21 protein-coding genes are annotated in these 19,928 nt (G+C 70.1%); 11 read left to right on the top strand and 10 right to left on the bottom strand.

Annotation, left to right across the window (positions count from 1 at the left end; genetic code table 11):
• Nucleotides 1-21 precede the first annotated feature (21 nt).
• From ACFOWZ_RS26135 to ACFOWZ_RS26115, 5 genes are all read right to left on the bottom strand, one after another.
• The gene (locus ACFOWZ_RS26135) at nt 22-1,491 is read right to left on the bottom strand and encodes a carboxylesterase/lipase family protein (RefSeq protein WP_382376524.1); all 1,470 of its coding nucleotides are present in this window, start codon (nt 1,489-1,491) and stop codon (nt 22-24) included.
• A 49-nt stretch (nt 1,492-1,540) separates the two neighbouring features.
• Nucleotides 1,541-2,509: an NAD(P)-dependent alcohol dehydrogenase gene (locus tag ACFOWZ_RS26130; protein ID WP_382376523.1), complete on the bottom strand. Its 969-nt coding sequence runs from the start codon at nt 2,507-2,509 to the stop codon at nt 1,541-1,543.
• Nucleotides 2,510-2,586: 77 nt separating this feature from the next.
• Nucleotides 2,587-3,183, bottom strand: a complete 597-nt coding sequence (locus ACFOWZ_RS26125; protein WP_382376522.1) for a VOC family protein — start codon at nt 3,181-3,183, stop codon at nt 2,587-2,589.
• Nucleotides 3,180-4,520: a dihydrolipoyl dehydrogenase family protein gene (locus ACFOWZ_RS26120; protein WP_382376521.1), complete on the bottom strand. Its 1,341-nt coding sequence runs from the start codon at nt 4,518-4,520 to the stop codon at nt 3,180-3,182. The genes ACFOWZ_RS26125 and ACFOWZ_RS26120 overlap by 4 nt, the downstream gene beginning before the upstream one ends.
• A complete protein-coding gene (locus tag ACFOWZ_RS26115; protein WP_382376520.1) occupies nt 4,520-4,966 on the bottom strand; it encodes a VOC family protein in 447 nt (148 codons plus the stop codon). Before ACFOWZ_RS26115 ends, ACFOWZ_RS26120 begins: the two co-directional genes overlap by 1 nt.
• Before the next feature lie 107 nt (nt 4,967-5,073).
• Between ACFOWZ_RS26115 and ACFOWZ_RS26110 the strand changes: the two genes are divergently transcribed.
• Together ACFOWZ_RS26110 and ACFOWZ_RS26105 are read left to right on the top strand one after the other, a co-directional pair.
• Entirely contained in the window at nt 5,074-7,731 is a 2,658-nt protein-coding gene (locus tag ACFOWZ_RS26110; protein WP_382376519.1) for a helix-turn-helix transcriptional regulator, read from the top strand.
• Nucleotides 7,732-7,802: 71 nt separating this feature from the next.
• Nucleotides 7,803-9,752, top strand: a complete 1,950-nt coding sequence (locus ACFOWZ_RS26105; RefSeq protein ID WP_382376518.1) for a hypothetical protein — start codon at nt 7,803-7,805, stop codon at nt 9,750-9,752.
• On the opposite strand, the gene ACFOWZ_RS26100 is transcribed toward ACFOWZ_RS26105, so the two are convergent.
• Nucleotides 9,749-10,714, bottom strand: coding sequence for a hypothetical protein (locus tag ACFOWZ_RS26100; RefSeq protein ID WP_382376517.1), 966 nt, complete (start codon nt 10,712-10,714; stop codon nt 9,749-9,751). The genes ACFOWZ_RS26105 and ACFOWZ_RS26100 overlap by 4 nt on opposite strands.
• A gap of 181 nt (nt 10,715-10,895) precedes the next feature.
• Nucleotides 10,896-11,390: a permease gene (locus ACFOWZ_RS26095; RefSeq protein WP_382376516.1), complete on the bottom strand. Its 495-nt coding sequence runs from the start codon at nt 11,388-11,390 to the stop codon at nt 10,896-10,898.
• 18 nt (nt 11,391-11,408) lie between these two features.
• Here ACFOWZ_RS26095 and ACFOWZ_RS26090 point away from each other — a divergent pair, with 18 nt between their 5' ends.
• On the top strand, nt 11,409-12,233 hold the full coding sequence (locus tag ACFOWZ_RS26090; RefSeq protein WP_382376515.1) for a TIR domain-containing protein: 825 nt from the start codon (nt 11,409-11,411) through the stop codon (nt 12,231-12,233).
• Between the two features lie 25 nt (nt 12,234-12,258).
• Here the strand turns inward: ACFOWZ_RS26090 and ACFOWZ_RS26085 are convergent, their stop codons facing one another.
• Nucleotides 12,259-13,005, bottom strand: a complete 747-nt coding sequence (locus ACFOWZ_RS26085) for an SDR family oxidoreductase (protein ID WP_382376514.1) — start codon at nt 13,003-13,005, stop codon at nt 12,259-12,261.
• 80 nt (nt 13,006-13,085) lie between these two features.
• Entirely contained in the window at nt 13,086-13,946 is an 861-nt protein-coding gene (locus ACFOWZ_RS26080) for an RNA polymerase sigma-70 factor (protein WP_382376513.1), read from the bottom strand.
• Between the two features lie 68 nt (nt 13,947-14,014).
• On the opposite strand from ACFOWZ_RS26080, the gene ACFOWZ_RS26075 reads away from it, so the two are divergent.
• The 8 genes from ACFOWZ_RS26075 to ACFOWZ_RS26040 all read left to right on the top strand — a co-directional run bounded on the left by ACFOWZ_RS26075 (nt 14,015) and on the right by ACFOWZ_RS26040 (nt 18,895).
• Nucleotides 14,015-14,521 (top strand): DinB family protein, encoded by a 507-nt coding sequence (locus ACFOWZ_RS26075; protein ID WP_382376512.1) that lies wholly within the window; start codon nt 14,015-14,017, stop codon nt 14,519-14,521.
• Nucleotides 14,522-14,632: 111 nt separating this feature from the next.
• Nucleotides 14,633-14,920, top strand: coding sequence for a muconolactone Delta-isomerase (locus ACFOWZ_RS26070; protein ID WP_382376578.1), 288 nt, complete (start codon nt 14,633-14,635; stop codon nt 14,918-14,920).
• Nucleotides 14,921-15,019: 99 nt separating this feature from the next.
• Nucleotides 15,020-15,382, top strand: coding sequence for a YciI family protein (locus ACFOWZ_RS26065; RefSeq protein WP_382376577.1), 363 nt, complete (start codon nt 15,020-15,022; stop codon nt 15,380-15,382).
• Complete coding sequence (locus ACFOWZ_RS26060; protein ID WP_382376511.1) at nt 15,379-16,572, top strand: RNA polymerase sigma factor; 1,194 nt, start codon at nt 15,379-15,381, stop codon at nt 16,570-16,572. Before ACFOWZ_RS26065 ends, ACFOWZ_RS26060 begins: the two co-directional genes overlap by 4 nt.
• Entirely contained in the window at nt 16,572-17,360 is a 789-nt protein-coding gene (locus ACFOWZ_RS26055; protein WP_382376510.1) for a hypothetical protein, read from the top strand. The genes ACFOWZ_RS26060 and ACFOWZ_RS26055 overlap by 1 nt, the downstream gene beginning before the upstream one ends.
• A 65-nt stretch (nt 17,361-17,425) precedes the next feature.
• Complete coding sequence (locus ACFOWZ_RS26050; protein ID WP_382376509.1) at nt 17,426-17,761, top strand: VOC family protein; 336 nt, start codon at nt 17,426-17,428, stop codon at nt 17,759-17,761.
• A 67-nt stretch (nt 17,762-17,828) separates the two neighbouring features.
• Nucleotides 17,829-18,455 carry a DUF4328 domain-containing protein gene (locus ACFOWZ_RS26045; RefSeq protein ID WP_382376508.1) on the top strand — a complete coding sequence of 209 codons (627 nt, stop codon included), beginning with the start codon at nt 17,829-17,831 and terminating at the stop codon, nt 18,453-18,455.
• Nucleotides 18,456-18,481: 26 nt separating this feature from the next.
• Entirely contained in the window at nt 18,482-18,895 is a 414-nt protein-coding gene (locus ACFOWZ_RS26040) for a MarR family winged helix-turn-helix transcriptional regulator (RefSeq protein WP_382376507.1), read from the top strand.
• Here ACFOWZ_RS26040 and ACFOWZ_RS26035 read toward each other — a convergent pair.
• Complete coding sequence (locus tag ACFOWZ_RS26035) at nt 18,879-19,817, bottom strand: NmrA/HSCARG family protein (protein WP_382376506.1); 939 nt, start codon at nt 19,815-19,817, stop codon at nt 18,879-18,881. The two genes, ACFOWZ_RS26040 and ACFOWZ_RS26035, sit on opposite strands and share 17 nt — an antisense overlap.
• Between the last annotated feature and the right edge of the window lie 111 nt (nt 19,818-19,928).

The raw sequence follows: 19,928 nt of genomic DNA, 5'->3' as shown, positions 1-19,928 counted from the left end.
CCCTTCCGCAGGCGTACAACGTCACCCGGCGGCAGGTATTCCTCCGATCAGCGGCAGCGGCTCGAACCGGTGCCCCGCCCAGATCCGCCGTGACGTCTCCTCCGGGTACTCGACGACGGCAGACGGCACGTCGAAGACCCGGGTGAGCCGCGAAACGGCGTCGTAGGCAGGCCAGCCGGGGTCGCCATCGCGCGCGAACCCCGTCCACGCGCCGCGCATCTGCGCCGACACCTCCTCGGTGTCCGCCGTCACCTCGCCGAGCACCGCGGCCGCCTGACCCCGGTCGAGGCTGCCGAAGACCAGCGGCACGTCGAGGCCGTGGCACGCGCGGAACACAGGAGTCGGTTCCCACGCCACCACGTGGACGAACGCACGGCCGCCCGCCGCCACCTGTGCTTCCGCGAGGTGCAGGGACGGCATCCGGAACAACCAGTCGGAGCAGACCAGCTCGAACAGCTCCTCGGGTTCCGCGGACGGGTACGCGAGACCGGGCGCGAACACCTCCAACGCCGCCGACGCCTGCTCCGGCGTCACGCTGCCCACCAGTCCTTCCAGCACGGACAACAGCCGTTGCTCATGGCGCGTGTGACCGACGATCAGCTCGACGTCCCGCGCCGCCCCGTCGGCCAACGCCTGCCAGGGCGTCACCGGAAGCACGTCCCCGTCGACGACCGGGGCGAACGGGATCTGCTTGTGCGCGGCCTGACCCCAGCGCCCGGCGAACTGGCCGATCTTGGCCATCACCTCGTCGCCCGCGATCGGCAGCACGGTCGGATCCACAGTGGACAGATCGGCGACTGTGGGACGCAGACCCAGTTCGGCGGCGCACACCTCGGCGACGTCCGCGGCCAGCTCCGGTGTGAAGAACGGGCCCGGCACGCTGCTCGCGATCGCGCGGTGGAACAACCCGGAAGCGCGCGGCATCGCGAGCAACGCTGCCACGGAACCGCCACCCGCGGACTGGCCGAACACCGTCACGCGCGCGGGATCGCCACCGAACGCGCGGATGTTGTCGCGCACCCATTGCAGGGCCGCGACCTGGTCGAGCAGGCCGCGGTTGGCGGGCGCGCCCTCGATCGCGGCGAACCCCTCGACGCCCACGCGGTAGTTGAACGTCACCACGACGACGCCGTCGTGCGCCAGCCGCGTGCCGTCGTACTCGGGCAGGCCGGACATGCCGACCGTGTAGCCGCCGCCCTGGATCCACACCATGACCGGCAGGTCGCCGGACACGGCGGACGACCAGACGTTCACCGTCAGCCAGTCGTCACCGGCGACGCCCATGCCGTCCATGCCGAAGAACCCTGCCTGCGGTGGCGGCGGGCCGAACGCCACCGCCTCCCGCACGCCTTCCCACGCCGCAACCGGTTGGGGTGCCGCGAACCTCAGCGCGCCGACCGGTGGTGCGGCGAACGGGATGCCGCGGAAGACCGCCACTCCCGATTCCACAGAGCCCCGAACAGTTCCAGCGGTGACCCGCACTTCGACCATGGGCGGGATCGTTGCCGCAACGGCCGCCGAAATGCCAGAGATTTTCCACTCACGCCGTGACGACGACCTTCGCCCGCGCGTGCTCGGACTCGACGTGCCGGATCGCGTCGGGCGCGTCGGTCAGCGGATACGTCCGTTCGATCACCGGCACGAGCTGCCCGGACTCGGCGAGCTCGCGCAACGCGGCCAGGTTCTCCTTGCTGGGCTTGGCTTCGAGCACCACGAGCCGCTGCCGCGCGAACGGCCCGAGCACCTTGCCCTGGATGATCAACCGGTACGGCCCGAACAGCGCACCACCGGTGAAGCTGCCACCGCCGGAGAGCACCAGCGTGCCGTCCGGGGTCAGCGCACCGCGCAGCTCGCCCATGGTCCGGTTGCCGACGAGGTCGAAGATCAGGTCGTAGCGCTCGCCACTCCGGGCGAAGTCCTCGCTCTTGTAGTCGATGACGTGGTCCGCACCGACCGCACGCACCTGCTCGACGTTGCGCGTGCTGCACACACCGGTGACGACCGCATTGCGCGCCTTGGCGATCTGCACCGCCATCAGCCCCACCCCGCCGGACGCGCCGTTGATCAGCACCTTCTGACCGGCCTGGAGGTCGCGCAGCCCCATCCACGCGGTGTTGCCCGCCAACGGCAGCGTCGCGGCCTGCTCGAACGTGAGGTTCGAAGGCTTGTGCTGCACCTGGTGCGCCGGCACCCGGACGTACTCGGCGAAGGCCCCCTCGACCTCGCCGAACACCTCGTCGCCCACCTGCAGCAACCCGCTCACCCCTGGCCCGACGGCCTCCACGACACCGGCGAAGTCGAGCCCGCGGATCCGGGTCTTCGGGCCGCGCAGCCCGAGGAACAACCGTGCGAAGTACGGGTCGCCGCGCATGACGTGCCAGTCCGCGGCGTTCACGGACGAGGCCCGCACCCGCACCAGCACTTCGCCGGTTGCGGGCACGGGCCGTTCGACCTCTCGCAGCTCGAGCACGTCGGCCGAGCCGTATCTGTCCTGGACGATCGCCTTCATTCGCGGCCTCCCTCGCTTGCCGAGAAAGGTAAGCGGCACCAAGGGTTTCCCACATCAGGGACGCCCCCTAGGGACCGTCACAGGGGCAGCTGCTCGCCCGTCTGCTCCTTCACCAGGTACTCGGCGTACCAGTCGGGCCAGTTCTCGTCGAACTCGCCGCCGTTGCGCTTCTCGTGCTCGCCGTGGGCCAGCGCGGCCCTGCGCAACGCCGAGGCCAGGTCGGAGATCGACGCGTAGGACGTGTCGTCGGCGTCGACGCGGCCGGGCAGGCGGGTCGTGACCTCCTGCAGGATCCACGTGTTGCCGTCCGGGTCGGCGAACTCGGCGCGGGTGAAGTAGCTGCGGCGCTCGGGGTCGGGGCCTTCGACCGGACCGTCGGGGCCGCCGTGGTAGAGCGGTCCGACCTTGATCCCGGCCGCCAGGAGCGTCTCGTGCGTCTCGACGACGTCGGAGACGATCAGGAAGTGCCGTCCCGAACCGGGTTCCGCGGTCGTGACGCCCTCACCGAAGTGGATGGACGCACTGGAACCGTACGGGGTGAACTGCACGACCCACGGCGGGGTGACGTCCAGGCGCCAGCCGAGGCGGCTGTAGAACTCCTTGGCGCGCTCCACGTCGGTGACGGGGATGACGGTGACTTCGAGCTTCATGTCGATCTCTGCAAGGTTCTTCACTTCGCTGCTTCCTTCGCGAGCTCGCGGAGACCGTTGAGGAAGGCCTCCGAAAAGGTGGGGAACGGCTGGATGACGTCGAGCAGCACGGACAGCGGGACCTTCGCGCGGATCGCGAGGGTGGCCTGCTGGAGCCACTCGCCCGCCTCGGGGCCGACGGCGTGGGCGCCCGTGAGGACTTCGCCGTCGGAGACGAGGGTCAGGAAGCCGGGGCGCGTGTCGTAGTCACGGGTGTACGTGGCCGTGCGCGCGACTCCGGACAGGTGGACTGTTGCGGTGTGCTTTCCTTCTGCCGCACCGACTGCGGCGACCTGCGGCTCGGTGAACACGACCCGCGGCACGGCGTCGTAGTCGACCTCGGCCTCGTGGCCGAGGATGTTCGCGGCGGCGACCCGGCCCTGGTACTTGCCGACGTGGGTCAGGTTCCACTGCCCCGTCACGTCGCCGACCGCCCACAGGCCGACGCCGAAGTTCATCGTGTCGTCCGTGGCGATGCCCTGCGGATCAGGTTCGACCCCAACGGTTTCGAGCCCGATGCCGTCGACCCGCGGCCGCCTTCCGGTGGCGACGAGAAGCTTGTCGCCGCGCAGCCGCGTGCCGTCCGGGAGGTCGAGCACGTACTCGCCGTTCTCGAACGACGCCGCGGTGGCGTGCGCGCCGAGGTGCAGCTCGACGCCGTCCGCGGTCAGCACCTCGCCGAGCGCGCGCCCGGCCGCCTCGGGTTCGCGGGGCAGCAGGTGGCCCGCGCCCTCGACCAGCGCGACCTCGGCGCCGAGACCCCGGAACGCCTGCGCCATCTCGACGCCCACGGGTCCGCCGCCGAGGATCAGCAGCCTGCGCGGGATCTCTTTGACGCCGGTGGCCTCGCGGTTCGTCCACACGTCCAGGTCCCGCAGGCCGGGAATCGGCGGGATGAACGCCGCAGAGCCGGTCGCGACGACGATGTGGTCGGTCGTGTAGACCTGATCGCCCACCGCGACCCGGTGCGGGCCGTCGATCCGTCCGTCGCCGCGCAACACGTCGATGCCGGTGTCGCGGGCCCACTTCTCGCCGCCCGCGTCGTCGTAGGACGACACCATGAAGTCCCGCCACTCCAACGCGGCCTTGGCGTCGACCTCACCGGTGATCGCCTCACGTGCGCCGGGCACGCTCCGCGCCGCCGCCACGACCTCGCCGGGCCGCAGCAACGTCTTGGACGGGATGCACGCCCAGAACGAGCACTCACCGCCGAGCAGCTCGCGCTCCACGATCGCCACGCGGAGCCCTCCGTCGGCGACGGCGGCGGCGAAGTGCTCGCCGGGTGAACCGCCGCCGATCACGATGACGTCGTACTGGTTCATCACACACGTCCCGGGAGGCGCGTCGTGACCTCCTGGAGGACCCAGCCGTTGCCGTCGGGGTCGCTGAACGAGGCGTACGAGCCGTAGCTGGTGCGCTGCGGGTCGGTGCCCGCGACCCGCGCGGTGGTGCCCGCGTGGTGGAAGACGCCGGTCTTGTCGTGGAAGACCTCGCTGACCTCGACACCGCGGCCGACCAGGTCCTCACGAGCGGCCACGACGTCCTCGACGATCAGGTGCAGCCCCTCGGTGCTGCCCGGCTCCGCGTCGGTCACGCCGCTGCCGAAGATGATCGACGCGGGCGAGCCCGGCGGGGTGAACTGCACGAGGCGGTAGCCCTCGTCGTCGGCGAACTCGGCGTCGAAGCGCCAGCCCAGCGCCTTGTAGAAGTGGATCGCCCGGTCGATGTCGCTCACCGGGATGACGGCCACCTCGAACTTGTAGTCCATCGGGGTTCAACTCCTTCGGTTCGTGTACCGCAACAGTGGCCCTGCCAGGGGGTCCTTCGAACCCGTGGAACACCCTGGTCACCCACTGGCCACGTAGGCTCGGGCCCGTGTCGGACGACGGTCTGCTCGGCAGACGCACTGAGGGCGAGACGCTCGACGAGCTGCTCACGCAGGCGAAGGCGGGCAGCGGCCAGGTGCTGGTCCTGCGCGGCGAGGCCGGGATCGGCAAGACCGCGCTGCTCGACCACGTGTCGTCGCGGGCCACGGGGTTCCGGGTCGCGCGCGCCGCGGGCGTGGAGTCCGAGAGCGCGTTCCCGTACGCGGGCCTGCACCAGTTGTGCGTGCCGTTCCTCGACCGGCTGGACCGGTTGCCCGCACCCCAGCGCGAGGCCCTCGGCACCGCGTTCGGGATGGCGTCCGGGCCTCGGCCGACGCGGTTCATGGTGGGTCTGGCGGTGCTGACGCTGCTCGCCGAGGTCGCCGACGAGCAGCCGCTGGTGTGCCTGGTCGACGACGCGCAGTGGCTCGACTCGATGTCGTCCGCCGTGCTCGGGTTCGTCGCCCGCAGGCTCCTCGCCGAACGGATCGCGTTGGTCTTCGTCCTGCGCGAGGGCAACGACTACCTCGACGGGCTGCCCGAGCTGTTCGTGCGGGGTCTCGACGACGCCGACGCCCGCACGTTGCTCGAGTCGGTGATCAAGGGGCCGGTGGACGGGCGCGTGCGCGACCGGATCGTCGCCGAGGCCCGCGGTAACCCGCTGGCGCTGCTGGAGCTGCCGCGCGAGGTGGCCGACGGGCTGGACGCGGGGCCGCTGACCAGCAGGATCGAGCAGAGTTTCGTCCGTCAGATCGAACCGCTGCCCGCCGACACCCGGCTGCTGATGCTGACCGCCGCCGCCGAACCGCTCGGGGACGCCACCCTGCTGTGGCGCGCGGCAGGGCTGCTCGGGCTGGGTGCCGACCCCGCCGCCGCGGCGCTGGGCACGGGGCTGATCGAGTTCGGGGCGCGGGTCCAGTTCCGGCACCCGCTGGTGCGCTCGGCGGTGTACCGGTCGGCGTCCGCTGTGGACCGTCTGCGCGTGCACCGGGCGCTGGCGGACGTGACGGATCCGGAGATCGACCCGGACCGCCGGGCCTGGCACCGCGCCCAGGGCACCGCCGCGCCGGACGAGGAGGTCGCCGCCGATCTGGAGAACACGGCGTCCCGCGCGCAGGCCCGGGGTGGTCTGCTCGCCGCGGCCGCGTTCCTCGAACAGGCCGCGGTGCTGACGCCGGAACCGGGACGCCGTGCGTCGCGTGAACTGGCGGCGGCGCGGGCCAAGCGCGACGCGGGCGCGTTGGACGCGTCGTTGCGGCTGTTGAGCGCCGTCGAGGCCGGTCCGCCCGACGAGCGCCGCAGCGCCGAGATCGAGCACCTGCGCGGGCACATCGCGTTCGACCAGCGCCGGGTCGCCGACGCCGCGCCGCTGCTGTTCAGCGCGGCTCGCCGGCTGGCCCCGTTCGACGCCGACCTGGCCCGCGAGACGCACCTCGAAGCCCTCTCCGCGGCGATCTGGGCCGGTGCGCCGCTGGCCGACGCCGCCCGCACCGCTCCCCCGCCGCGCACCCCGCCGTGCGCGATCGACCTGGTCCTGGCGGCGCTGACCACGCGCATCACAGCGGGCTACACGGCCGCCGTGCCGCACATGGCGCGCGCGTTGGACGAGGTGCGCGCGTTGAAGGTGGGTGCGGAAGACGTGAGCCGTCTGCCGTGGCTCTTCGGCAACCGGGCGGGCGGCATCATCGCGAGCGAGATGTGGGACTTCACCACGCGGCGCGAGTTCGCCCAGCTCCAGGTCCGCCTGTCCCGGGACGCCGGCGCGCTCGTGCAGCTCCAGTTCGCGCTGAACTTCCTGGCGGACAACGAACTCCTCGCCGGGGAGCCCGCGGCCGCGCAGGCGTTGATCGAGGAGGACCGGCGGATCTCCGAGGTCACCGGCACGCCACCGATCGGGTACGCCGTGCTGCTCCAGGCCGCCTACCGCGGTGAGGACGTCGCTTCCCGAGCTTCCCGTGACGCGCTGGAGGCCGGTCAGGGACGGCTGGCCGTGATCGCCGACTGGACCGCCGCGATCCTCCACAACGGACTGGGCCGCCACGACCTCGCCCGTGACGCCGCGCTGCGGGTGCTCGAATCCGATTCCCTGTTCTACGGCAGCATGATCGTCACGGAACTGGCGGAGGCCGCGTCCCGCACCGGCGACACCGCGCTGGTGGCTGAGGCTTGGGAACGTGCGGCGAGTTGGGTCGACACCGACTGGTCGTCGGGACTCAAGGCCCGCTTGCGCGCGTTGAACGGCGACTCGGCAGGCTTCGGCGAGTCGATCTCGTTCCTGTCCCGCACGGCGTTGAAGGGCGAACTGGCCCGCACGCACCTGCTGTTCGGCGAGTGGCTGCGCCGCGAGGGCCAGCGCGTCGAGGCCCGCGAGCACCTCCGCACAGCGCACGAAATGCTTCTGGCGGCAGGAATGACGGCGTTCGCGGACCGTGCGTGGCGTGAGTTGCAGGCCACCGGTGAGACGGCCCGCAAGCGCACGGCCGAGCCCACCGACGAGCTGACCGCGCAGGAGTACCAGATCGCGCGGCTGGCCCGTGAGGGCTACTCGAACCCGGAGATCGGCACGCGGCTGTTCATCAGTCCACGAACCGTGGAATGGCACCTGCGCAAGGTGTTCGGCAAGCTCGGCGTGACTTCGCGCCGGCAGCTCAGGAACGCCACGTTCTGATCGCCATTCGGTAGTCCTATGCACCCGGACGATCTATCGACCGTGATCGTCCGCGCTGCACTAATGGGAAGATGGACGATCGGCGGCTGCTGGCACTCATCCTGCTGTACGCCGCTTCGGCCGCGAACGCGGTCGTGTACCTCCCGTACTGGTTCTTCGGCAGCCTGGTCGCAGGTTCGATCCCGTGGTACCTGTCGGTCCTGCTGCTGTTGGTCACGCCTGTCGCGCTGGTCATGACGACGGCCGAAATGCGGGGCATCTTCCGGCACCGCTCGTCCCTGGTCGCGGCCGGCACGGGCGACCAGACACCGACCGGTGACCGCGACTACGTCCTCTACCTCCGCGCGTTCGACGTCGACGGCGAACTGAGCCGGCACGACGAGATGCGCGGCACGCACGTCCTGTCGACTTTCGCCAGTCACTTCGGCCTGCACGACCGCCTCCAGCTCGAGGCCACCTGGGAGGCACGCCTGACCGGTCTCTTCGACCGGCTCGGGCGGGTGGCCGCGGTCGGCAGGCCCGGCGAGCCGTTGCCTCCGGTGGGTGGCCGCCGTTTCTACCTGCACGCCGAGGGAGAGAACTGGAAGACCGAGGTGAGCGAGCTCATCCGGCGGGCCAGGCTGGTGGTCCTGGTGGCGGGCGTCGGTCAGGACCCGGCCAGTGCCGCGGGAACGCTGTGGGAGTACTCGGAAGCGCTGCGGCTGCTCCCGCCGTCACGGCTCGTGCTCGCCGTTTTCGGCCGCGACGGGTACGAACGCTTCCGGGTGCGGGCGACCGAGTACTGCAGCGCACGGGCCGAGGAGTCGCTGCCACCGGACCTGCCGCACTGGCCGGAGAGGCCCACGAGCCCCTACCCGTTCCACGGTGTCGTCCAGTTCGGCCCGGGGTGGGAGGCGGAGTTCGTCCACTTCGACGCCGCGACGACTCGCGGGCTGACGCCGTACTCGCGCTGGCGCCGCACCGTGCGGACGCAGATCGTCCCGTGGCTGGAGGCACGCGAGGAAGTGCTGCCGGGCACCGCGGTCCTTCCGGCGCGGGGTCGCATCCACTGGCAGCTCAAGGCGTTGGCCGCCGTCGTCCTCTGCCTCGCCGGAGTGGTGGCCGCGTTCAAGTGGCAGGACTACGACCTGGCGCGCCGGCTCGCGTTGCCCGTGATCGTGGCGACGATGATCGCGGTGATCGTCAGGCAGAGCTCGTTTCCTTCCGGCTGGCGACGCACGGAGGTGGCGGTGCGTCTCCCGGACGAGGAACCGGCGTCGAGCGGTGTCCCGCGCTTCGTGAACGAGTTCGTGGTCCGCTGGCCCGGCCGGTTCGGTCTCGGCATCATGGTGACCAGGTGGTACCTCGACGAGGGCGCCCGGTTCGTCGACGCTCCGCGCCGCTGCCGCCACGAGGCGCTGGGGCGGTTCTGGACGGTCGACCGGTGGGCGGGTGGTGGCGTGCAGCGCCTCCGCATGTTGCGGGTGATCCCCGCCGGAAGCAGCCGAGCTCTCTTCCTGCGTGCGCCCGAAGTTCCGGAGGTTTTGCGACGGGAACCGTGTGCGCTGTACCTGCGTCCGCACCCGGACGATCCCTGTCCGTCGTCCGCGGTCGAAACCGGCCTCGAACCCGTGCTGTCGATCGGCGCGCAGTTCCTGGTCGCCTACACGCGAGGGACGTCCGAGCCGGAAGTCCCCGGACGGCTACCCCTTCCCGCCGCGGACCGGCAGACGGCCCTCACGGCGGCGTTTCCCCACTGCCGGTTGGTCCTCATTCCGGCCGTTGGTGCCTCTCCCGGCACGGTCTGGCAGGTCGGGGAGGTCCTGCGGCTTCTTCCGCCGTCCAGAGTGAAACTGGTGCTGCTGAACGGCGAAGAAGCCGACGCGGACTACGCGCGCTTCCGCTGCGCCACCGCGGAGGTGTTCGCGGAGCGGGACGTCACGCTGCCCGACCTGCCACCGGCCGGCGAAAATCCGTTGGTGCGCGGCGTGGTCCTCTTCGGTGACGACTGGTCACCGCACCTGTGGACCGCTGGGCTCTAGAACGTCGTCCACTTCACTGCGGCCGACCCTGCGATGCCCACGATCACGCCGTCGCTGTTGACGTCCAGCGCGACGCCCTCGGTAGCGCCTTCCGGCAGGCCGAGGTCGAGCTCGTCACCGTTGTAGGTCCAGCGGTACGGGCGACTCTTGCCATCGAGGTACTTGAAGCCGACGATCACGCCGCTGTCGTTGACGCTCTTCGGATAGACGTCGCCGGCCAGCATGATCACCGATCCGTCCGCCGTCCACCGCGCACCGTAGGTGCCCTCGTTGTTGCTGCCATTGGCGTTGCCGACCACCTCGCCGCGGTTGTTCACGGCCTGGGCGCTGGTCGCACCGTTCGTGACCCTGCCGAGCGTGGTCACCGTGCCGTCGGGGTTCCACCGCACCGCCAGGCCCGCGATACCGGGACCGGAGACGTAGCCCGCGACGTACCCGTTCGCCGAGGCGCTCGTCACGTACGCCCAGGTGGCGCCCTGCGGCAGCTTCATCGCGGTGAGCACGCCGTTCGGCCGCCAGCGCACCGGGATCTGCTGGTTGTTCTCGCGCATGGCGATGCCGTAGACCGTGCCGGAGCCGTCGATCGCCAACCCGAGAGAGGAGTGGTAACCGGAGGGCGTGATCAGCAGCTGGTACGTTCCGTCCGGGTTGAACCGGATGGCCCTGGTGCCGACATCGGCACCGCTGGTGGTGCCCGCCGCAGCACCGCGGTTGTTGACCGCCTTCACCGTGGTGCTGGCGCCGGCCGGTCCGACGAGCTCGGACGACCCGCCCTTGCCGTCGTACTTGACCGCGCGGTCATGGCGGCGGTCGGTGTAGGAGGCGCCCACGGCGATGTCGGAGTCGTTGATCGAACCAACCCAGTTCGACGTCGACGACGGCAGTCCGCCGAGGTCGAGCAGCGTCAGTTCGGCGCGAGCCGGAGCCGCGCCGACGACCGTCGCCAGAAGTGCCGTGGCCAACGCAAAAGAGAGTCTTCGACTCATGTTCTTCCCCCAGGAGCTGTGAGTCAGCAAGCGCCGACCCTAACAGCGCGACGATCGTCGAGGTAGGCGGATCCCGACATCACGCCGAAAGTTGCTCCGCGACGTCGCGTCAGCATTCGACGACGTTGACGACAAGCCCTCCCCGCGCGGTCTCCTTCTACTTGTCGCTCATGTCGGCCCCGGTCTCGCGCAACGTGGCGATCGCGTCGTCCAGGTGCACGAAGTGGGCGGGAACCCGCCCGCGTGCAGGAAGTCGTGCCGCGCCCGGCTGAGGAACCCGTGGTCGTGCGAGTGCTCGGGCATCCTGATCCAGTCGGTCCTGCCCTTGCGCAGCAACGCTCCCGCCACCGGCACCGGCACCGACCCGCACTCGCAGCCGGGGCAGCACCACCCCGGCGACTGCGGCGGCGGGCACGGCGAGCACGGGTCTGCTCGGCAGGACCTTCGTGAGGACGTCACACGACACGTACACCGCGATGACGGCCGACAACGCGACCCCGAGCGTGAGGAAAGGCAACGCCTGCAACACGATCGAGACGAACACCGCCGCCCAGGTCTGGACGAGCGGGGTTCGGAAGATCTCGTGGCCGCGCAGCAGGACTCCCGCGACCAGGACCGGCCGAGCGTCGTGATCCTGCTCGGATGGGGCCATCCCCGCTTCCACGAACAGATGGTCACTGAGCAGTGGGCGAACGGCATCACGGTGCAGAAGTCCAAGTACGTGAGCGCGGACAAGCGCTACGAGCAGGAGTTCGAGCAAGGTTTCCTCGACTACCTGGACAACTTGCCACTGGCACACGTCCTGCTCGACCTGCGTGGCGCGAAGGTCAACCGGTACGACGGCCGTCCACGGGACGAGATCACGCCGGTGCTCTCGCGCGACGGGCACCGGTTCCACGCTCCCGTGCCGGTGAGGCGCTCCGTGTTCCTCAGCTACCACCACGGCGAGGACGCCGACGAACGAGAGCGGTTCGAGGCCGAGTTCAACGCGGCGTTCCTCAGCTCGTCGGTCTATCTGGGAGAGATCGCCACCCCGTCCACCGATGCCGTGGTGCGCAAGACGATCCGGCAACGGGTCGTGGAGTGCGACTTCCTGGTCGTCATGATCGGCAGGCAGACCTACCTGCGCCGGTGGGTCGACTGGGAGATCCAGGCGGCGTTGAGGTCGTCCGACGACGGCGAACGAAGACCAGTGCTCGGCGTGTTGCTTCCGTCCGCCGAACCGCTCCTGGACGTCGTCACGGATCTTCTGCCGTCGACGCCGCCGTCGCGTGCCCAGGACGTCCTCCGCACGGCCGACCAGATCAACGACGCGCTGGTCACCGAGTTCGGCCACGGTCTGCCATCGCGTCTCGTCGACAACCTGATCAGCGGCTACGCCCGGCTGAGCGGATGGCCTGCCTCCTCCGACGACCTCGCGGCGCGGCTCGAGTCAGCAGCCGCACACCGCGGACGTCCGGTGAACTCGCGGCGGCTGTGGACGAGCGACGGTTAGCCGCCCGTCCACACCGGACAGAACGTCAGTTGCCCGCGGCCAGCCACTGCTCCAGGCTCGTCGGCTGCAACTGCGCCCCCGCGTTCGGCACGAGCTGCTTGCCCGTCAGCGACGTCCCGAAGTACTGGGCCTGCGGGTCGCTCACGACCTTCCGCTCGTCGCCCCGCCGCTCCAGGACCGTGCGGATCCACCCGTCCATCGTGAACTCCTCCGGCCCGCCGATCTCCAGCAGGCCACCGACCGGCTCGGTCGCGGCGGTGCGGCCGACCACCGCGGCCACGTCCGAGGCCGCGATCGGCTGCACGCCGCCGTGCGGGAGGTGCACCTCGCCGTCGACGGTGGCCGAGTTCGCGATGGCGCCCGCGAACTCGAAGAACTGGGTGGCGCGGATGATCGAGTACGTGAGGCCGGATTCCCTGATCAGCTTCTCCTGCGCCACCTTCGCGCGCAGGTAGCCGGAGTCGGGCAGTTCGTCCGTGCCGACGATCGACAGCGCGACGTAGTGGCCGACGCCCGCCTCCTTGGCGGCCTCGGTCAGGTTGGTCGTGGCGGCGGTGAAGAAGTTCATCACGTCGTCGTCGGCGAACGACGGCGAGTTCGACACGTCGACGAGCACGTCGGCGCCCCGCAGAACTTCCTTCACGCCCTCGCCCGTGACCGTGTTGACGCCGCTGTTCGGAGACGCGGGCACGGCGTCGTGGCCGTGCTCACCGAGCCGCTTCACGACCTGGCTGCCGATCAACCCGGTGCCGCCGATGACAACGATCCTCATGGGTCCCGTCCCTCTCGTGAGCCCGCTTCCTGCGGGTGTTCACGAGCTAGGACAGGACAGCCCTCTCGGTTGTGACAGACCTACCGGAACGCGGCGAGCTTTTCCGGGTTGACCAGCCACATCACCTGGTCGATGCCCTTTTCCGAAGCCGTCACGGTGATCACCGCGTACGTGTCGTCCTTGCGCAGCCGCACGGCGGACAGCCCGTTCGCCTCCACGTAGTCGACCTGGGCACCGGCCCAGAAGCCGGGCGCCCACGACGCGAAGATCTTCGCCAGCGACGCCGCGCCGAACAGCGGACGGCCCGCCGCGCGCACCGCGCCGTTGCTGTCGGAGTAGCTCACGACGTCCTGCGCGAACAGCTCCTCCAGGCCTGCGAGGTCGCCGGCCTGCGCGGCCGCCACGAACGCCTCCAGCAGTTTGCGCTGCTCAGCGGGCTCGACGGGGGTGCGCCGCTCGTCCGCGAGGTGCTTGCGCGCCCTGCTGACCAGCTGCCGCGCCGCGACCTCGCTGGTCTGCACGATCTCGGCGATCTCCCGGTACGGGTAGTCGAACGCCTCGCGCAGCACGTACGCGGCGCGTTCCGTCGGCGTGAGCTTCTCCAGCAGCATCAGCACCGCGAGCTCCAGGACCGCACCCCGTTCGGCCCCGACCTGCGGGTCGGCGGAGGTGTCCACGGGCTCGGGCAGCCACGGCCCGACGTAGGTCTCGCGGCGCGCCCGCGCGGTCTGCGACTCGTTGATCGCGAGCCGCGTGATGGCCTTGGCCAGGTACGCCTCGGGGTGGAGGACGGCCTCGCGGTCCGCGTTCTGCCAGCGCAGCCAGACCTCCTGCACGAGGTCCTCGGCGTCGGCCACGCTGCTGGTCATGCGGTAGGCGATGCCGAACAGCCTCGGCCGGGCCGCTGCGAACACCGACTCGGCCTGGTCGAGTTCCGTCACACCGCCACGTTAGCGTTCACGACCCCCGTTGACGTTGTGGCGACCGGCACGTCGGGCAGACTCCGCGCATGACCACCGAACGACCCGGCCCGCCGTTGCAGGGCGACGAGCGCGAGACCCTGCGCGCGTTCCTCGACTTCCACCGCGCCACCCTCGCGATGAAGTGCGAAGGCCTCTCCGACGACGACCTGCGCCGGCGTTCGATGCCGCCGTCCACGCTGACGTTGCTCGGACTCGTGCGGCACATGGCCGAGGTCGAGCGCACGTGGTTCCGCAAGGTCATCAACGGCGAGGACATCCCGCTGGTGTGGTCGGAGGACGACGACTACCAGGTGGCCTACGACGCCTCGGGGTCGAGCAGGTCCGAGGCGTTCGCCGTGTGGGAGAACGAGGTCGAGCACGCGCGCAAGATCGAGCGCGAGGCCGAGTCGCTGGACGTGACGGGCTACCAGCCGCGCTGGCAGGAGCGGGTGTCACTGCGGCTCGTCATGCACCACCTGTGCCACGAGTACGCGCGGCACAACGGTCACGCGGACTTCCTGCGCGAGGGCATCGACGGCGTCACGGGGGCCTGAGGCTCACGGCTCGTGGCCCCACGGAGGGGTACCGCGCGAGCGCAGGGCGTCACCGCTTCGATCACCGCCGCACCGGGTATTCCTGGTCACCGCATCTACCAGGAGGTGACCGTGCTCTTCCACGTGCGGATGGACGTTTCCCTTCCCCACGACCTCGACCCGAACCGCCGCGCCGAACTGGTGCAGGCCGAACGGGACAGGACTCTCGAGCTGCAGAAGATGGGCGTGTGGCAACACCTGTGGCGGGTCGTCGGGCTGCACAGCAACATCAGCATCTTCGACGTGCCGTCCAACGACGAGCTGCACGCGTTCCTCTCGTCGTTGCCGCTGTGGGAGTTCATGCAGGTCCAGGTGACGCCGCTGGCCACGCACCCCTCCGATCTGGCGGCCCAACCCTGAGGGCTCGCCGCGCCGTGAAAAACCGGACGTGCTCGAATGTCGAGTTCCAGAGGCCTCGTTCGTCCTCGGAACGACGACTGGAGGGCATCCGTGCACTACATGTTCCTGATCTACAACTGCGGGGACCGGCCGAAGCCGGGTGATCCGGGGTTCGACGAGCTGCTGACGCGGGTCAACGCGTTCGCCGACGAGTGCCGGCGCCGCGGTGTCTTCGTGTCCGGCCACCCGCTCAAGCCCGTCACCACCGCCACGACCGTGCGGGTGCGGGAGGGCAAGGCGATGCTCACCGACGGGCCGTTCGCCGAGACCCACGAGCACCTCGGCGGGTACTACCTGCTCGACTGCCGCGACCTCGACGAGGCGCTGGAGCTGGCCGAGATGTGCCCGCAGGCGCAGTACGGCAGCACGGTCGAGGTGCGCCCGGTCGAACGCATCCCCGGCCTGAACCACGGGCTGGAATGAGCGACCTCGCGTCGGCAGCGGTCGAGCAGGTGTACCGCGAGCACCGGACCCGGATGCTCGCGGCGCTCGTGCGCGCTCTCGGCGACTTCGAGCTGGCCGAGGACGCGTTGCAGGAGGCGTGTTCGCAGGCGTTGCGGAAGTGGCCGCGTTCGCACGTGCCGGACGACCCGTTCGCGTGGCTGCTCACGGTGGCGCGCAACCACGCGTTCGACCGGCTCCGGCACGCCAAGATGGCCCGCACCAGGCTCCCCGCGCCGCCGGAGCCGGTCACGATGAGCGAGAAGCAGCTCGCCGACCTCGGCGACGAACGGCTGAGCCTGATCTTCACCTGCTGCCACCCCGCGCTCGCCGAGGACGCGCGGGTGGCGCTCACCCTGCAGGCCGTCGCCGGGTTCACCGCCGCGCAGATCGCGCGGACGTTCCTCGTCGCCGAGCCCGCGCTGGCCCAGCGGCTGGTGCGGGCCAAGCGCAAGATCCGCGACGCCGGCATCACGTTCGAGGTGCCGGCCGACCACCTGCTGCCCGAACGTCTGCAGGGCGTGCTCGCGGTGATCTACCTGATCTTCACGCGCGGCTACACGACCGCGGACGCCTCGCTGCGGCTGGAGGCGTTGCGGCTCGGCAAGCTCGTCGCGGCACTGATGCCCGACGAACCCGAGGCGCACGGCCTGGTCGCGTTGATGCTGCTGCACAACTCGCGCAGCGCGGCCCGGCTCTCCGCGGACGGTGACGTCGTGCTGTTCGAGGACCAGGACCGCACGCTGTGGAACGCCGACGAGATCTCCGAGGGCGTGGCGCTGCTCGCCCGCGCGTTGCGGTTCGGCTCGCCCGGCCCGTACGTGCTGCACGCCGCGATCGCCGCGCTGCACGTGCAGGACCCGGTCGACTGGCGCCGCGTCGCCGCTCTCTACACCGAACTCCTCTGCGTGGCACCGACTCCGGTCGTCGAGCTGAACCACGCGGTCGCCGTCGCGATGGCCGACGGACCCGCGGCGGGGCTCGAGCTGATCGACGGGATCTCGGGCCTCGACTCGTACCACCTGCTGCACTCCGCCCGCGCCGACCTGTTGCGCCGCCTCGACCGGCGCGACGAAGCCGTTGCGGCGTACCGGGTCGCGCACGACCTGGCGACGAGTCCCGCGGATCGCCGGTTCCTGGCCGGGCGACTGCGTTCCCTGGAGGTCCACTGATGCGACTCACCGTGCTCGACCGCGGTCACCGGCTGCCGGCCCGCGTGTTCTTCGGCTTCACCGAGCTGGTGTCGCGGGTGCCGATGTCGGACGTGCCCAAAGCCCTGTTGTACCGCCCGGATTTCTTCGGCGCGGTGTTCCTCGACCTGACGGCGAAGGCGATGCGCGGGCCGTCGTTCTGGACGGCGGGGGAACGCGAGTACCTGGCGAGGGCCACCTCCGAACGGCTGCGGTGCCCGTTCTGCGCCGTCACGCACACCGAGCTGATCGAACTGGCCGGTGATCCCTCACCGCTGCGTCCCGAACTCGTGGCCGCGCTGGCGTTTCTCGACGACCTGCCCCCCACGGACCTGCCCCGTGACGCGGCGGTGGGCGCGCTCGACGTCAGCTTCGTCTTCCAGGTGGTGAACCGGCTCGCCAACACGTTCGACTTCCAGCTGCGGCCGGGCCAGCTGAAGTCGGGAACCCGCTCGTTGCACCGGTTCGGCTACCGCTTCCCGCGCTTCCTGACCGGGCCCGGCGAAGGCACGATCGCCGAACTCCGCCGCGCCGTCCTGGAAGCTCCCGCGCACACCCCGGCGGAGCTCCGGCGGGCCGCTGCGGCAGGGGACGCCTGGGGCACCTTCGCGGCGACGGTTCGCGAGGCCTCCCACCGCATCACCGACGACGACATCGCCCGTCTCAGGCAGGACCACACCGAGGACGAGATCTTCGAGGTGACCGTCGCCGCCGCCGTTGGCGCTGCTCTGGACCACTACGACACCGCCAGAAAAATTCTCGGAGACTGATGTCGAGTTCCGGGATGTTCGCTCGTCCTCAGGTCACAGCACCGACAACCGAAGGAGCGATCGAGATGTCCGGACAGGTCAACTGGTTCGAGCTGCCCGCCGAGGACACCGAGCGGGCACGGGCGTTCTACGCGGGTGTGTTCGGCTGGGAAACCAGCCCGATGGGCGAGGACTACCACGTGATCACCAACGGTGCGTCCGGCGCGATCGCCGCGAAGGACGGCCAGCTCACCCAGCCGCGCATCTACTTCCACACCACGGACATCGACGCGTCCGTGCGCAAGGTCGCCGAGCTCGGCGGCAAGAGCGACGACGTGCAGACCGTGCCCGACGTCGGCCGCATCGCCCACTGCTCGGACGACCAGGGCACGCCGTTCAGCCTCTACGAGCCGAAGGCCTGAGTTGCGCGAGTGGCCCGTCGCACGGCGGGCCACTCAACAAATCCGCGCCTGCCCGCGTCTTGCGGGCATGGAGCACTTCAGACCTGTGCGAGGCCTCGGTCTCGCCGCGTCCGTCCTCATCGGGCTGACCGCCCTCGGCAACGTCGCCGAGGCGGCGGTGGGCTGGTTCACCTGGTCGACCGCCGGCGACCTGTGGGCCGGCACCGCGACCCCCGCCGACCTCAGGAACGCCGACGTGGCCAACGTCCTCGTCGACTGGCCGCTGACACTGCTCACGCTCGTCACCATCGGTGTGTTCCTCACCTGGTTGTACAACGCGCGCATCAACGCCGAACGCCTCAGCCCCGAGGCCGAACACCGCCACAGCCGCGTCTGGGTCTGGCTGGGCTGGCTGGTGCCGGTCGTGAACCTCTGGTACCCCAAGCAGGTCGTCGAGGACATCTGGCAGGCAGGCAGTCCGCCGTCCAGGACGATCTCGAAGTGGTGGACGGCGTACCTGCTGATGTGGCTCTTCGACTTCGCGTACGTCCGGTTCTACGTCAACGGCCGGCTCACGATGGACTCGTTCCTGATCGCCGCGACGTTCAGCACCATCTCGGCGGTCGTGGGCATCCTCGCCGCCGTCCTCGCCGTTCGAATCGTGCGCCAGATCTCCGACTTCCAAAGCACTCCCGTTCCGTCCTCTTCGGACTGACGGGCGATCCGGCTACCATGCTGGACATGTCGGACGTCGGCGTGCTCTCCGCCCACCTGCTGTCGAGCTTCCAGAAGGAGCTCTTCACCCGCCTCGCCGAGGCGGGCCACGAGCAGCTGCGCCCGCGGCACGGTGCCGTCATGGCCTACATCGCCGCAGAAGGCACGCGGGCGAGCGAGCTGTCCGAACGCTCAGGCCAGCACAAGCAGGTCATCGGCACGCTGATCGACGAGCTGGAACGCCTCGGCTACGTCACCCGCCGGCCAGACCCGGCGGACCGGCGGGCGAAGCTGGTCGTGCCCACCGAGCTCGGCCGCGACCAGATGGTCCAGGCCGCGAGGATCATCGCCGAGATCGAGTCCCGGCTGGCCCGCGAGGTGGGCCCCGAGCGGTTCGCCGCGTTCAAGGAGGTCTTCGCGGAGATCACCCGCCGATCGTGATCTCCGCGCGGTGCAGCGCGAGGAAGTCCTTGAGCGACAACCAGGTCGGCACGATCGAGCGCGTCAGCTCCACGTCCCGGCGGGGCAGGATGTGCTCGGGGAACTCCGCGTAGTACTGGAACATGTTGCCCAGCTCCTCCGCCGCAGGGAACCCGAGCCCGCGGAAGTCGTTGTGGGACATGGGCTCGTACCACACCTCCTCGCCCAAGACCTCGCTGAACGCCTGCGCCACCTGCTGCCCGGTCAGGTGCTCGGACCCGAGCCCGATCGTGTGCCCGACGGTCTCCGCGGGCCGCTTGAACACGCTCACCACCGCCTTGCCGATGTCCTCGGCGGCGATGCCGGAGATCTTGCTGTCCCCCATGGGCAACGACAGCCTGAGCACACCGTCGTTGCCGCGCCGCGGCGCCAGGTCACGCAGCAAGTTGTTCCAGTAGAACGACATCCGCACGTACGTCGTGGGCAGACCGGCCTGCTCGAACAAGGCGTCCGCCTCGCCACCCTTCACGTCGAAGTGCGGCACCTTGTACTTCTCGTCGAGCGTGGGCATCCGGTCGTCGTCCAGCGGAATCACCTCGCGGGTGTCCTCCAGCGTCGACCACACGACGTGCTGGAGGTTTTCGGCCGCCGCGACGAGGTTCGTGACCTCCTCCAACTCCTTGGCCGCCGACAGGTGCGTGAAGAACGGCGTGACCAGGTAAGCCCCGTAGGCCCCGTCGAACGCCTTCCGCAGACTCTCCACGTCGTAGAGGTCGGCTTTCACGACCTCGGCGCCCAGGTTTTCGAGCTCCTGCACCGCATCCGACTCGGTGCTTCGAGTGAGCGCTCGCACCGCGAACTCCCCATCGGCCAACAACGCCCGCGCCACCGCTCCACCCTGCGTACCGGTCGCACCCACCACAGCAATGATCTTCTTCGTCATGCACCCACCATATAGTCATGATTAGTGACTATCAAGGTCGGTGACCAAGTCGTTTGGGTGTAACCCGCGTCATACAGGCGGCGATAGATCTTGCAGTCCCCCAGCGGAGGT

The sequence above is a fragment of the Lentzea rhizosphaerae genome, from assembly GCF_042649515.1.
GTDB classification, from domain to species: Bacteria; Actinomycetota; Actinomycetes; order Mycobacteriales; family Pseudonocardiaceae; genus Lentzea; species Lentzea aerocolonigenes.
The sequence above is the reverse complement of the archived record's forward strand: the minus strand, read 5'-3'. Positions and strand labels throughout refer to the sequence as shown.

Coding starts and splice junctions, on each gene's coding strand:
- ACFOWZ_RS26085 (WP_382376514.1), bottom strand. CDS start 13,005: ATGAGGATCGTTGTCATCGGCGGCACCGGGTTGATCGGCAGCCAGGTC.
- ACFOWZ_RS26105 (WP_382376518.1), top strand. CDS start 7,803: ATGGACGATCGGCGGCTGCTGGCACTCATCCTGCTGTACGCCGCTTCG.
- ACFOWZ_RS26050 (WP_382376509.1), top strand. CDS start 17,426: ATGTCCGGACAGGTCAACTGGTTCGAGCTGCCCGCCGAGGACACCGAG.
- ACFOWZ_RS26095 (WP_382376516.1), bottom strand. CDS start 11,390: ATGGCCCCATCCGAGCAGGATCACGACGCTCGGCCGGTCCTGGTCGCG.
- ACFOWZ_RS26075 (WP_382376512.1), top strand. CDS start 14,015: ATGACCACCGAACGACCCGGCCCGCCGTTGCAGGGCGACGAGCGCGAG.
- ACFOWZ_RS26135 (WP_382376524.1), bottom strand. CDS start 1,491: ATGGTCGAAGTGCGGGTCACCGCTGGAACTGTTCGGGGCTCTGTGGAA.
- ACFOWZ_RS26040 (WP_382376507.1), top strand. CDS start 18,482: ATGTCGGACGTCGGCGTGCTCTCCGCCCACCTGCTGTCGAGCTTCCAG.
- ACFOWZ_RS26055 (WP_382376510.1), top strand. CDS start 16,572: ATGCGACTCACCGTGCTCGACCGCGGTCACCGGCTGCCGGCCCGCGTG.
- ACFOWZ_RS26115 (WP_382376520.1), bottom strand. CDS start 4,966: ATGGACTACAAGTTCGAGGTGGCCGTCATCCCGGTGAGCGACATCGAC.
- ACFOWZ_RS26035 (WP_382376506.1), bottom strand. CDS start 19,817: ATGACGAAGAAGATCATTGCTGTGGTGGGTGCGACCGGTACGCAGGGT.
- ACFOWZ_RS26065 (WP_382376577.1), top strand. CDS start 15,020: ATGTTCCTGATCTACAACTGCGGGGACCGGCCGAAGCCGGGTGATCCG.
- ACFOWZ_RS26120 (WP_382376521.1), bottom strand. CDS start 4,520: ATGAACCAGTACGACGTCATCGTGATCGGCGGCGGTTCACCCGGCGAG.
- ACFOWZ_RS26045 (WP_382376508.1), top strand. CDS start 17,829: ATGGAGCACTTCAGACCTGTGCGAGGCCTCGGTCTCGCCGCGTCCGTC.
- ACFOWZ_RS26060 (WP_382376511.1), top strand. CDS start 15,379: ATGAGCGACCTCGCGTCGGCAGCGGTCGAGCAGGTGTACCGCGAGCAC.
- ACFOWZ_RS26090 (WP_382376515.1), top strand. CDS start 11,409: ATGGTCACTGAGCAGTGGGCGAACGGCATCACGGTGCAGAAGTCCAAG.
- ACFOWZ_RS26130 (WP_382376523.1), bottom strand. CDS start 2,509: ATGAAGGCGATCGTCCAGGACAGATACGGCTCGGCCGACGTGCTCGAG.